Source organism: Microcoleus sp. AT8-B5 (genome assembly GCF_036705565.1).
Classification (GTDB): domain Bacteria; phylum Cyanobacteriota; class Cyanobacteriia; order Cyanobacteriales; family Microcoleaceae; genus Microcoleus.
Map to the genome: position 1 here is coordinate 31,085 of NZ_JAUBUY010000032.1, position 13,657 is coordinate 44,741.

The window sequence follows — 13,657 nt, forward strand, 5'->3', positions numbered from 1 at the left end:
TATGTGCATTTGGTCTCACAAGTTATTAAGAAAAATTCTCAATTATTTGCGAGCTATTCATTCTACCTATTTGCGATCGAGCTTGTCAAATAATTTCATACTTTCTTTATTTGAATCGGTGCACCGTGGTAGCAGGATTTGGTTTAAGTGATGACTTCAAATACCCCCATGCAGCCTGCTTCGGCGATATCATCTTGATGGGGATGAAACATAAATTTTCCAGCGTAGCCGTAGGTAAATTCTAAGATATGTCTTTCAGCTACTCCCATTGTGATTACATCGGTTCTTTCACTGGGAGTCAAAGTCATTCCCGTGCGATATACGTCAAAAAAGTTGGCGTGCAGGTGAAAAGTCACTGCCGCTTCGTACTCAATTATGTTGAGAACGTAAAGCCGGATTAGCTGATTTCTGTAAATAGGGATCGGGTTGTTCATGTAATAATTGGGCAACCCGTTAAAAGCGTATAGTTCGTTTTTTTTGTCGTCGTTTACATCGTATCCTCCCATGATTAACATGATTTCATCTGCGGGAGGACGGGGTTTTGGCGGATCTATGATGAACATTCCATAGAGTCCTTTACCTATATGACGAGTTACGGGTTCAATATGGCAGTGATAAAGATGCACTCCGTAGGGATTGGCATCGAATTCATAAATAAATACCGAACCGTGTTTCACTGGTTTAACGCCATCCATTTCGCTGGTATGAACGCCGTGAAAGTGCAGCGAATGAGAATCTGCGGCTTTGTTATAAAAAATGACGCGGATACGATCGCCCTCTGTTGCCCTCAATGTCGGCCCCGGCACGCGATTGTTCACGTTCCAGGTGTTGAAGGTGACGGCGCTGTTGAGTTGGACGATCGAAGTATTAGCTTCTAGGCGAAATTCCCGAACCGTGCGCCCGTTTTCGCGCGTCACCGTGCCGTAATCAAAATCCCGCGCAATTTGCATGGGGTTGATATTGCTGATGGTGACTGCATCTGCAGGCATGGGCGGTATTCTCGCGACTGATGTCGGTTTGCGAGTCAAGTGTTGAAGTGCGATCGCGCCCCCCGCTACCCCAGCCCCAGCTATTCCTAGCTGTAGCAGTTGGCGGCGACTCCAGCGCCCCGGCTTTTTCATGGGGGGACGATCGGATAAATCTGTCATAGTTATTGAAAAATATTCTCAAAAATTTGATTGGGTTTGAGTATAAGACATTTCCCGCTTGTTGTCAATAATTGTCAACAGTCCTTTTTTTCTGCGAAATTAGAAAATTTCATGCTGATTTCATCTCAGTATGTGATGTTAGATGTTGGGGTAGATGCTGCCGATCGCTAACAATGTATAAAGATTTACCGCTATAAATTAGAGTTATGAGAGTTTTGCTAGTTGAAGATGAGCCAGATTTAGGGAAAGCGATCGAGCGAACCTTAAAGCAGGAAAAATATATAGTTGATTGGGCCCTCGATGGCAGTGAAGCTTGGGAATATTTAGACAGCCAGTGGACGCAATACACCCTCGCTATTTTTGACTGGTTGCTACCAGGATTGTCAGGATTGGAACTGCTGCGGAGATTGCGTGCTAAACATAGCGCCCTGCCCGTATTGATGCTGACAGCAAAAGACCGAATGGAAGATAAAGTTGCGGGACTAGATGCCGGAGCTGACGATTATTTAGTCAAGCCGTTCGGGATGGCGGAACTGTTAGCAAGATTGCGGGCTTTGCAAAGGCGATCGCCCCAAATTCAACCACAACATAGACAGGTAGGGAATCTCGTTCTCGACTGCGGAAATCGCACTGCTTGTCATGTCGATACCCACGGCAAAAATCAGATAATTTCACTGACAAACAAAGAATTTCAACTGCTAGAATATTTTATGAAACATCCGAACCAAATTGTCACCACCGACCAAATTCGGAATCAGCTATGGGAAGCGAGTGCAGATACCTTTAGCAATGTGGTAGCAGCTCAAGTGCGCTTGCTGCGGCGCAAACTTGAGTCTGTTGGCGGCGCTAATTTAATAGAAACCGTTCACGGCGTCGGATACCGCATGAGAAATTAAAGTAAAACCGATACTCCGGCAGGGAATGAATTCCCGGCCTCAAAGCTAAAGTCCTCTAAAGAGGACTAATGAGTTCTTTAGTCCTCTTTAGAGGACTTTAACTATTAGCCAGGGAATTCATTCCCTGGCGGACTGTTTGACTGACAGCTTAAGTTATGAAAAATGAATCAAAATAAACTATTTAACCGAACTCGCTGGCAATTAGCCCTTTCCTATGCAGCAGTAATGGGTTTGATTTTAAGCTTGCTGGGATTGGGCGTATACGAGGCGATCGCCCACGCTCACTGGGTAGCCATAGACCGCGAATTAGAATCGGTAGCGGGGACGCTACACGACAGCCTAGAAACAAAATTGCAGCAGCCCGGACGCCTAGAACCAATAGTCAATGATCTTTTGCCCAACCTCCGCGTAATTGGAGTTAACGGCATTAAAGATAAAGAACAGTTGCCCGATCGCCATATTTTAAGCGCTATAAACCAAAGCTTTTACTATATCCGTTTATTTGATAATTCAGGAAATTTGATTGCTACAGCAGGCGCTTATCCCGAAGAATTGCCACCGACATTTAACTCACAACATTGGCAAACAATCACTGACAGCCAAGGCAATATTTATCACCAAATTTCTGTATTGCTGCACACCAATAATCAGGAAGATTGGGGATATTTTCAAGTTGGGCGGAGCTTGGAAGACTTCAACGATTATCTCAGTACAGTGAAATGGGTTTTGAAATTAGGATTGCCTACAGCATTGATTTTGATAGGCTTTGCTAGTTGGTGGCTGGCAGGATTAGCCATGAAACCGATTTATGCTTCCTACCGACAAATCCAACAGTTTACAGCGGATGCTGCTCACGAATTGCGGACGCCTTTAGCGGCTTCGCAGGCGACTGTAGAATCGGCGCTGTTGACGCCTCAATTGGATGAAAAAGAGGCGCAGGAAATTTTGCGGACGATCGATCGCCAAAACCGACGACTGACTCAGTTAGTGGCTGATTTGCTGCTGCTGGCTCGCATGGATAATCAAGTGATACGCGATCGCCCTCAATTGTGTTGTTTGAATGACCTTGTTAGCGATTTAATAGAGGAATTGGCCGCTTTGGCGATCGCCTCAAAGGTAGCGCTAACATCCGAAATGCGCGTACAGCAGCAGTTAAATGTTGTCGGCAATTCCGACCAACTTTATCGCCTAGTTGCTAATTTAATTGTTAATGCCATTCAATACACTCCGGCGGGCGGGAAAGTAACAGTTATTTTAGATTGCAATCACATCGAGGCGATCGTTCAGGTTCAAGATACCGGTATTGGGATAGCGGCGGCAGATTTAGAGCGAATATTCGATCGATTTTACCGAGTTAACAGCGATCGATCGCGCCATACAGGCGGTTCGGGACTGGGATTGGCGATCGCCCAAACCATCGCCCGCGCACACCGCGGCAGCCTCAGCGCCCGCAGCGAATTGGGTTCCGGCAGCACCTTTCTCCTGCAGTTGCCTTTGTGAGCTACTATGTGAGGGCAACTGACATCTTGCACCACGATCGAGAACAGGCTTTTCGGCCTGTTCCACAAAGAGTAAATTATCTTGTGGGGTAGGCCGGAAAGCCCGCCCGTCAAAGGCTTATTGAGAATTGTGCAAGATGTGGGGAAAACCGAATCATCTTTTTGTGGTAATCCCTTCGGCAAAACGTAGCACGATCGCCGAAAATCATTAAATAGCTATTTCTAAGCAATTAGCAGTCATCACAGAGAAAAATTATGACAGTTTTAGAACAGGGAACAATCTCAATCCATACCGAAAATATTTTCCCGATTATCAAGAAGTCGTTATACACTGACCACGAAGTCTTCTTGCGGGAACTAATTTCTAACGCCGTCGATGCCATTGCCAAACTCAAAATGGTTTCTCGTTCCGGCGAATACAGCGGCGAGGTGGGCGAACCGCAAATCAACATAGCGATCGACAAAGAAAACAAAACCCTCTCAATTTCCGATAACGGCATCGGCATGACCGCCGACGAGGTAAAAAAATACATCAACCAAGTCGCTTTCTCCAGCGCAGAAGAATTTATTGAAAAATACCAAGGCAGCGGCGAGGACGCAATTATCGGTCACTTCGGTCTCGGTTTCTACTCTTCTTTCATGGTGGCGAAGAAAGTAGACATTGATACTCTTTCTTACCAGGAAGGAGCCCAAGCCGTACACTGGTCTTGCGACGGTTCTCCCGCTTTTGAACTATCAGAATCTTCCCGCACGGAACGCGGTACTACTATTACTCTTACCCTCCAAGATGAAGAACAAGAATATCTAGAACCCAGTCGGATTAGGCAGTTAATCAAAACTTACTGCGATTTCATGCCCGTTCCCATCAAATTTGAGGGAGAGGAACTCAACAAGCACAAAGCAATTTGGCGGGAATCAGCCAGCAATTTGCAAAAAGAAGATTACTTAGAACTGTACCGTTACCTTTACCCGTACCAAGACGAGCCGCTGCTGTGGGTACACCTGAATACAGATTATCCTTTTATTGTCAACGGGATTCTTTACTTTCCAAAACTGCGGCCGGATGTCGATGTTACCCAAGGCAATATTAAGCTATTCTGCAACCAGGTTTTTGTCAGCGACCACTGCGAAGAAATTATCCCGAAATTCTTGATGCCGCTGCGGGGCGTTATTGACAGTACCGACATTCCGCTGAACGTTTCTCGCAGTTCTTTGCAAAGCAATCGCACTGTGCGGAGAATCGCTGATTATATTGCGAAAAAAGTGGGCGATCGCCTGAAAGAACTCTACCGCGACGATCGCAACGAATACATCCGCTGCTGGCAAGATATCGGCACTTTTGTCAAGTTTGGAACTCTCAACGATGACAAGTTCAAAAAGCAAGTCGAAGATATCTTAATCTACCGCAGCACCTACGAACCGACAGCCGAGAAGCCAGAAACTGCAACGCCCGAAGTTCAGGTGCAAACAGAGGACGGAGATTTGTGGCAAGATGTCACTCCGAAGTCGGAAAATTCTAGTTCCACGCAGCCTTACACGACGCTGAAAGAGTATTTGGAACGCAATCAAAAACGCCACGAAAATCGGGTGTTTTATTGTACAGATCCGGCGTCTCAAGCAACTTACGTTGCTATGCACAAAAGCCAAGGGTTAGAAGTGCTGTTTATGGATTCTTTCATCGACACGCACTTTATCAGCTTCTTGGAACGAGAACACTCAGATGTCAAATTCTCGCGGGTTGATTCCGACATCGATGAAACGCTAATTGACAAAGAGAAAGAAGCGGAAATTGTCGATCCGGCGACGAATAAAACTCGCAGCGAACAAGTTAAGGAAATGTTCCAAAAAGCTCTCAATAAGCCGAAAGTGAACATTCGCACAGAAGCTTTGAAGTCTGACTCTGCGGAGGCGACGCCACCTGCGATCGTACTTTTGCCGGAAGCTTTGCGCCGGATGCGCGACATGACTGCGCTGTTGCAGCAGCAAGCGGCCGAATTCCCCGAAGATCACGTTTTGCTGGTGAATACGTCTCACCCGCTGATTCAAAATCTGGCGAGTTTGAGTCAGGGTGCGATTATTCAAGGTGGCGGCGAGTCTCCGTCGGCCCAGTTGGCGAGTATGATTTGTCACCACGTTTACGACTTGGCTTTGATGGCCCAGAAGGGTTTCGATGCTGAAGGGATGAAGGATTTTGTCGAGCGATCGAATCAAGTCTTGACAAAATTGACTGAACGTGCCATGTAATTACCCCCCCCAACCCCCCCTTGCTAAGGGGGGGAGTAAGAGTTTATTTCTATTGGTAAAGGGATAAGTCAAGCCTTCTTCCTTGTTCCTTCTTCCTTCGGGTATAATGAGAGGCTGCACGCAAAAAAACGGTAATCTGGAGGGAAGTATGTCACGGAAATGTCAGCTAACGGGGAAGAAGGCTAATAACGGTTTTGCAGTTTCTCACTCGCACCACCGCACTCACAAGTTGCAAGAGGCAAATTTGCAGTGGAAGCGGGTGTGGTGGCCGCAGGAGAAGCGCTGGGTAAAATTGCATCTTTCTACAAAGGCGATTAAAACCTTGCAAAACAAGGGTTTGGAAATCATGGCGAAGGAAGCTGGAATTAACCTGTACAAGCTTTAAAAAACTTGGCTAGCGTAAAAGTAAGGGCGATCGCACATTTGAGAGTGCGATCGCCCTTACTTTTAGAGAAAAACCTTTACTAAAGTCACTGTCTGCATTTGAGTAAATAAGTAGTCATCTGGCCTTTGCCTTTAACTTCGATCGCGCCGCGACTTTCAAATACATACTTGTCCTGCAATATATCATAAATTGCAGAGGTGACTTGAATGCACCCCGGCAAGCCGTGGGATTCCATGCGGGAAGCGGTGTTAACGGTGTCTCCCCATAAATCGTAAATAAATTTTTTAATTCCAATAACTCCCGCGACAACCGGGCCGGTGTTAATGCCGATTCTGATGCTAAAATCTTGATTGTGGAGATTGCTGAAGTCAGTAATTGCCTGCTGCATATCGAGGGCCATTTGGGCGATCGCCTCTGCATGATCGCTGCGGGGCATGGGCAGCCCTCCTACTACCATGTAAGCGTCGCCAATCGTCTTAATTTTTTCCAAACCGTGCCTTTCTGCTAGGCGATCGAAGGTGGAAAAAATATCGTTAAGCAAGGAAACTAATTCCGGGGGAGAAATTTGGGAACTAATTTGGGTAAAACCGACTATATCTGCAAACAATACTGTTACTTCGGAAAAAGTATCGGCGATGATGCTTTGGTCTTGTTTTAATCTATCGGCGATCGCTTGCGGTAAAACATTGAGCAGGAGACGGTCAGATTTTTCTTGTTCTAAGCGCAAAGCTGCCTCAGCTTGTTTGCGAGTTGTGATATCTTGAACAGTACCTTCGTAATAAAGCAAATTTCCATGTCTGTCGCAGACAGTATAAGCATTCTCCGCAATCCAAATTATACTGCCATCTTGGCGGTAAACTTGAGACTCAAAATCTGATACTTTGCCGTTTTTTCGCATTAAATTAATGACTTCGGCGCGGCGTTCTGGGCATACATATAGCTGGCGGTTAATATTAGTTAAAGTTCCCTTCAACTCTTCAAAGGAACTATAACCGTAAATACGAATTAAAGCAGGGTTGACGCTGAGATATTCCCCATCGGGAGTAGTTTGAAAGATGCCGACGATCGCATTTTCAAAAATGCTGCGGTATTTTGCCTCAGCTTGTCGCAGCGCTTCTTCAGCGCGCTGGCGTTCTCGCGCTTCCATTGCGAAAGTTACAGAGTCTGCTAGAGAAACAGCGAAACTTTGTTCTTCAATAGTCCAACGGCGGGGCATTCCTACGTGTTCTAAACAGAGAACTCCGGCTGTTTCTCCGCCTATTTGAATCGGCGTATCTAGCATGGAAGTGATGCCGAACGGAAGTAGGTAAGATTCCGCAAATTCTCTAGTTCTAAAATCGTTTTGCGCGTCAAAGGCAGCAATTGCGCGTTCTTCTCGCAGTGCTTGGAAATAGACAGGATAGTCTGCTTCTGCTAATTGCAAACCGTCTGAGTGCTGGTTGACAGCGCGATCGAACAAATCCAGGCACTCGATCTTGGATTTAGTGCGATCGTACAGCCATACGCTCGATCGGGCAACTTCCAGAGTACGGCTAGCAGTTTCAGTTATTTCTTGAAGCGCCTTTGTTAAGTCGCCTTGATTCAGCGCTTTATTTTTGGCTAAATCAATTAAGGCCGATTTCTGTTTCTGTAGCTGAAGTTCGCTTTGTTTCAGGGCATTTGTCCGCTCTTCAACTCGGATTTCCAGCTTTTCATTCAGATGAAGCAGCGCTATTTCAGCTTTTCGGCGAGCGGTGATATCTGTGCCGATGCAGAGGATGCCCAGGATTTCTCCCGCTGAATTAACCAGCGGTTTATTTGCCCAAGATACCCAAACGCGATCGCCACGGCGTCGGAGGTTTTCATTTTCATAGCTGGTAAAGCGATCGGGATTTTGTAAAATTTCATTATAAACCAACTGTAAGTTATTCCCTTCGATGTCTGTCTGCGGAAGAATTGTTCCCATTGCATTTTTACCAATGACTTCTTCCTGAGTGTAGCCAAAGAATATTTCAGCAAATTCGTTAAAAAAAGTAATATTGCCGTCAGCATCCAATTTCAGAATAATGCTGCTTGCATTTTCCACCAATTCTCGATATTTAATTTCGCTTTCTCGCAGCGAATTTTCTGCCTCGGCGCGTTCAGCTACCGTCGCTGCCAATAACAGCGATGTAATTGTAACTACAGCCATAAAAGCTTGCAAAAATAAGATAGCCTGAGTGATATTTTCGGCTTTGGCTATGAACGGCCCCCCTCCCTGAGAACTGCCCATAATTGCGATGCTTGAGACAATGAACGATGCTAGGACAGCGGCTCGTTGACCGAATTGGAGCGCCGACCAAATTATGAAAGGAAACGGCAAATATTCCAGGGGATAACTAGAAATAGAAGCTTCAGTTTTCGACACAAAGACCAGCCAGCTCACCCCAATTAATAATAATAACCATACTGCCCGCCAAATTAAATATTTTTGCTGGCTGCCTGTTTGTCTTTTTAAACGCTCGGCGGTTACTTTAGGGCGAAAAAATATTAGGATTAAGGGAGTTAAAATTAAAACTCCCATTGTGTCTCCCAACCACCAATCCCACCGAAGCGACCAATATTCTGTCCTATCTACTTTCCCCGCTAAATATAGGGAAAACGCGCCAATCGTACAACTGATTTGAGTAGAAATTAGACCGCCAAACAAGATTAAATTAACTACATCTTTCAAGCGATCGAGAGATGGACGAAACCCCATCCAGCGCAGGGCAGTTACTGCAAAAACAGCTTGCAGAATTGCCCCGGCGTTTCCTCCCAGCCAAACCGCAAATATCTGTTCATTTGGGTTAACAAAATTTAGCAGGAATGTACCCAAAACTATGGCTGGCCAGACTTTACTCCCAAACAACAAAAGTCCAGCTTGTGCAATTCCTGCGGGTGGCCACACCGAGGCAGCAAAGGGACTAACACCTTGAATTGAAATTGCTAGCCTCGCCCCCACGGCGTAAGCGACAGCAACGACAGTTACTTGGGCTAAGTACCGCCCAATTCGGGATTGAGGGAATCGCAGAAACTGATTTAGGTTCAGATTCATACCGAGTTTTAAGTTTTAGGGGATTTCACATCTCAAGGAAGAGGGAAGTTCGGCAACGAGCAATGTACGGGATGTAACGGATGTAATATCAATTCCGGTTGTATCGGAATGAGGAAACCGCAGAGGACACAGAGGATACAGAGAAAGGGAAGAGAGAGATGAATAATTCTGATGCCAACGGATTTGATATAACGGATGTAACGGATGTCAGGAAGAGGGAATAAGGAAGAGAAAGAGGGGAGCTAATGTAGGGTGTACACCGGGCACATTGCGAGCCTAAATGTAGGTGCGCGGTGCGCGCACCTTACCAATTATAAAGGCTTAGTTGATGGCGGCTTCAATCCACTGTTTTAAAGTAGAATTTACTTCATCAATGAGAATTTCATGTGATTGGTGAGTGGCTCTTTCCACAACTTCAACTTTTCCTGCTTTCAGCGAACGGCCCGGAACAATGCGATAGGGAATGCCGATTAAATCAGCATCTTTGAATTTAACTCCGGCTCGTTCGTCACGGTCATCTAGCAAGGTTTCAATGCCAGATTGGTTGAGTTGTGCGTAGAGTTTTTCGGCGACTTCTACTTGTTGGGCGTCGGAAATATTGGGGATGCTAATGATGGCGTGATACGGCGCGATCGCCACTGGCCAAATTATCCCGTCTTTGTCGTAGGATTGTTCTACGGCCGATTGAGCTAGGCGCGACACGCCGACGCCGTAGCAGCCCATAACAAAGGGCATTTCTTCGCCTTGTTCGCTGGTGTAGGTGGCGCCCATTGCTTGGGAGTATTTGGTTCCTAATTGGAAGATGTGGCCGACTTCGATGCCTCTGGCACTTTCCAAGGTTTGTTCGGGGTTGTGCACTGCCCGATCGCCCTTTTTAGCTGTTCTGACGCCTACAACCGTTGCTGGCAGGGGAAATTCTTTGTTCCAATTAGCCCCGACAACGTGGTATCCTGATTCGTTTGAACCAGTGACAAAGTTTGTCAGATCAACTGCTGTGCGATCGACCAAACGCAAAAACTTGGGAGATACCCCCCCTTGCCCCCCCTTGGTAAGGGGGGGATTTGAGTCTTCTTGCCCCCCCTTGGTAAGGGGGGGATTTGAGTCTTCTTGCCCCCCCTTGGTAAGGGGGGGTTGGGGGGGGTTGGAGGCGATATAATCATCAGCAAGATCCGGAGCCATATAACCCAGAGGTAAAGATTTAGCCGCCCATTTCCGCTGAGCTTCCGCATCGGGAACAGTCAAAAATAAAACAGTTTTAGCTTGATAATTGCCCGCTAACTTCGTCAATTCATTCAGCAACTTTACCTGATTCACATCTTGGTCGCCGCGAATGCTTACCAATACCAAGACTGTGATGCCATTGTCGTAAACAGCTTGGTAAAGCACATTTTTGACAACTTGCGTCGGAGAACATTTCAAAAATTTGCAAAGTTTATCAATTGTTTCAGTTCCCGGCGTTTCCCGCTTTTCAAACGTTGCAAAGGGCGACGGTTCCACATCCGCAGGCATCGATACAGCCTTTTCCACATTAGCTGCATACTGACCATCTTCAGTATAAAGAACTTCATCTTCCCCCGCTTCAGCCAACACCATAAACTCTTGAGAACCAGAGCCGCCAATTGCTCCCGAATCAGCATCTACTGCTCGGAATTGCAAGCCCGATCGGCGCAGCATATTGCTATAAGCTTGAGCCATATCCTGATAAGTTTTTTTCAAACTTTCTTCGTTAGTGTGGAAAGAATAGCCATCTTTCATAATGAATTCGCGACCGCGCATCAACCCAAAACGCGGGCGAATTTCATCGCGAAACTTAGTTTGAATTTGATAAAGATGTAAAGGCAATTGCCGATAGGAACGAATCATATCTTTAGCAATTGTAGTAATTACTTCTTCGTGAGTTGGGCCCAGTCCCAATTCTCGCTGCTGCCTATCTGTCATGGCAAACATAATACCTTCAGCTTGAGTGTAGGTATCCCAGCGGCCGGATTCCCGCCACAAATCGGCCGGTTGCAATTGCGGGAGGAGACATTCTTGAGCGCCGGTAGCGTCCATTTCTTCGCGCACAATTTGAGATACTTTTTTGAGAACTCGCCACATTAAAGGTAGATAAGCGTAAATTCCGCTACCGATGCGCCGGATGTATCCGGCACGGAGTAATAGTTTGTGGCTGGGAATTTCTGCTTCTGCCGGGTCTTCGCGCAGGGTAACAAAAAGCATTTGAGATAGTCGCATGGCTGATTTCCTTAAAATACCGGATGAGTGTAATTTTAGATCAACTTCTGATATTATCAGAACTAAGCCCGATTTGATTAAATATATGAATAAAATTTGGCAAAACTACGAAAAAGGTATGGCAGTCTTTGATAATTGTCACTCTCCTACTGTGCAATCTCAGTGGCTTGCCTTAAAAGATGAAATAGGAGAATTTGTTCGAGAACCTAATTTAAGCGAAATTTGGGATATTGTTCATGCTGCTGGTCGATTGCTTTACAAACTAATCGGAATTCCATTATATTTAATTGCCTATCCTACGGTTCGCAAACACAGTCAACGTTTCGAGGAGTACGGCTGTATTCGCAGCATTCGCAACTGTGAGGGTAAATGCTGCGGGAAAAATTCGTAGCCTAGGCTGCGGCGCACCCGATATCATGTTTGTTGAATGACGCGCAATTACATTCTAATGACCGACAGCATCCAGGATACCCGCCACGTGATTCATCCGTCCAGGAATAAAAAACCTGTATCCGATGAAACTTGCCGAACGTATTTATCCGTGGGATGAATGCTTCAATCTAAAATCTAAAATCTAAAATCTAAAATGGATTGACCGGATTCAAAAAATAATGCAACTTTAGGCAAGCGCCAAACCCATATCCCGTAACTAATTCCCAATCTAAAATCTAAAATCTAAAATCTAAAATCGCATGACCAGATTTATTCACGACCAATTTGCTAAACAGTATCTGAAAGAACTATTAACCCCTCTCGGTAATGTAGAAACCAGCCGGGATGTTGCTGGAGAAGTAAGGCAGGTTGACGTTTTATTTTCCCCGAAAGCAGAACCGGAAGTCGAAGCAACAGCCCTCGGCATTTTGGGTCAAATTGCAGCAAAACCCGCTGTATTTGAACCCTTCCGCAGCCCCGTCCAAATCGGAGAAATTCGCAGTTGTCTGGGCAAACTCTTCGATATCCACGGCGAATTTGAACGCGCGGCAGTTAGAGAAAATACCCGGATTGCAGAGGCCGACTTGCCCCAACTCTGGATACTGTCGCCGACTGTTTCCGATACGATGCTAGCTGGATTTCGAGCCCTTCCCGAACCGGAAAATTGGGTAAGTGGAGTTTATTTTCTGGGCCCATCTCTGAAAGCAGCGATTATTGCCATTCACCAACTGCCCCGCACTCCAGAAACGCTGTGGCTGAGAGTTTTGGGGAAGGGAAACGTGCAGAAGCAAGCGGTTGCCGAATTGAGAGAATTACCCTCAGATAATGTGTTTCGGTTGAATGCGTTAGAATTGTTGTACAACTTGCGAACTATTTTAGAAGTCCGCCAAGACATAGATCGAGAAGATCGGGAGTTAATTATGGAACTGTCACCCCTCTACTTGCAACGGCTGGAAGATGCAACTCAGCGCGGTATCCAGCAAGGTATTCAGCAAGGTATTCAGCAAGGTATGCAGCGCGCTCAACGCCTGATGGTTGAGAATCTGCTACAAGTAAAATTTAGTGAGATTGATGAAGAATTAGCCCAAATAATCGAGCCTTTGATTCAACTAGATCCCCTCGATCGCACGCGGCTGATTATGCTGCTCGATCGCTCTCAATTACTAGCTCATTTTGAAGATAAAAACCAACCGGAATCCTAACTCAGCAGCGCGCTCTACGATATGTAGGGGGCGCTAAATATCACTTTACTATTTATTATATATCTAGGAAATAGGGAGTTAATGATGGAACTGTCACCACTCTATTTACAACGACTTGAAGAAGCAACTCAACGAGGTATCGAGCAAGGTATTCAGCGAGGTATCGAGCAAGGTATTCAGCAAGGTATTCAGCAAGGTATCGAGCAAGGTATTCAGCAAAGCAAACGCGAGATTCTTGAGAGTATATTACAAGTAAGATTTGGCTAAATTGATGAAGAATTAGCCCAAATAATTGAGCCTTTGATTCAACTAGAATTTCTTGAAATCGCGCGACTGAGTATGGATCTCGAACGCCGGGAATTACTAGCTCGTTTTGACCCTAACAATCAAACAGAATCCTAACTCGGTAGCGTACTCTACGATATGTAGGGTGCGCCGAAAATTACTTTACTACTATTGATAATGGGTGGCAGCCCCCGCATCAAACTTGCCACTTTGATGCGAACTCTGCTGCTACTAATCCCTTGAAAACTAATTTCTGACTTTAGACGGATTTATTTTTTA

Annotated in this window: 9 protein-coding genes and 1 pseudogene; 7 read left to right on the forward strand and 3 right to left on the reverse strand. The window is 45.7% G+C overall.

The features are described 5' to 3' along the window. Nucleotides 1-143: 143 nt before the first annotated feature. Complete coding sequence (locus QUB39_RS20420) at nucleotides 144-1,148, reverse strand: multicopper oxidase domain-containing protein (protein ID WP_333052885.1); 1,005 nt, start codon at nucleotides 1,146-1,148, stop codon at nucleotides 144-146. A 206-nt stretch (nucleotides 1,149-1,354) separates the two neighbouring features. Between QUB39_RS20420 and rppA the strand changes: the two genes are divergently transcribed. From rppA to rpmB, 4 genes are all read left to right on the forward strand, one after another. Then, entirely contained in the window at nucleotides 1,355-2,044 is a 690-nt protein-coding gene (gene rppA / locus QUB39_RS20425; protein ID WP_333208633.1) for a two-component system response regulator RppA, read from the forward strand. Nucleotides 2,045-2,206: 162 nt separating this feature from the next. Continuing rightward, nucleotides 2,207-3,544: a two-component system sensor histidine kinase RppB gene (rppB, locus tag QUB39_RS20430; RefSeq protein WP_333208634.1), complete on the forward strand. Its 1,338-nt coding sequence runs from the start codon at nucleotides 2,207-2,209 to the stop codon at nucleotides 3,542-3,544. A 254-nt stretch (nucleotides 3,545-3,798) separates the two neighbouring features. Continuing rightward, the gene (gene htpG, locus QUB39_RS20435) at nucleotides 3,799-5,787 is read left to right on the forward strand and encodes a molecular chaperone HtpG (protein ID WP_333208635.1); all 1,989 of its coding nucleotides are present in this window, start codon (nucleotides 3,799-3,801) and stop codon (nucleotides 5,785-5,787) included. 148 nt (nucleotides 5,788-5,935) lie between these two features. Further along, nucleotides 5,936-6,172 (forward strand): 50S ribosomal protein L28, encoded by a 237-nt coding sequence (gene rpmB / locus QUB39_RS20440; RefSeq protein WP_333052889.1) that lies wholly within the window; start codon nucleotides 5,936-5,938, stop codon nucleotides 6,170-6,172. 85 nt (nucleotides 6,173-6,257) lie between these two features. Here rpmB and QUB39_RS20445 read toward each other — a convergent pair whose 3' ends face one another. Beyond that, on the reverse strand, nucleotides 6,258-9,227 hold the full coding sequence (locus QUB39_RS20445; RefSeq protein WP_333052890.1) for an adenylate/guanylate cyclase domain-containing protein: 2,970 nt from the start codon (nucleotides 9,225-9,227) through the stop codon (nucleotides 6,258-6,260). Nucleotides 9,228-9,548: 321 nt separating this feature from the next. Beyond that, nucleotides 9,549-11,459: a proline--tRNA ligase gene (gene proS / locus QUB39_RS20450; RefSeq protein WP_333052891.1), complete on the reverse strand. Its 1,911-nt coding sequence runs from the start codon at nucleotides 11,457-11,459 to the stop codon at nucleotides 9,549-9,551. An 85-nt stretch (nucleotides 11,460-11,544) separates the two neighbouring features. Here proS and QUB39_RS20455 point away from each other — a divergent pair, with 85 nt between their 5' ends. The 3 genes and pseudogenes from QUB39_RS20455 to QUB39_RS20465 form a co-directional block, all read left to right on the forward strand. Continuing rightward, entirely contained in the window at nucleotides 11,545-11,850 is a 306-nt protein-coding gene (locus QUB39_RS20455; RefSeq protein ID WP_333106907.1) for a hypothetical protein, read from the forward strand. 301 nt (nucleotides 11,851-12,151) lie between these two features. Beyond that, entirely contained in the window at nucleotides 12,152-13,093 is a 942-nt protein-coding gene (locus QUB39_RS20460) for a hypothetical protein (RefSeq protein ID WP_333208636.1), read from the forward strand. Nucleotides 13,094-13,165: 72 nt separating this feature from the next. Continuing rightward, nucleotides 13,166-13,495 (forward strand): annotated as a pseudogene (locus tag QUB39_RS20465) (hypothetical protein); the annotation flags it as partial. Nucleotides 13,496-13,657: the final 162 nt, after the last annotated feature.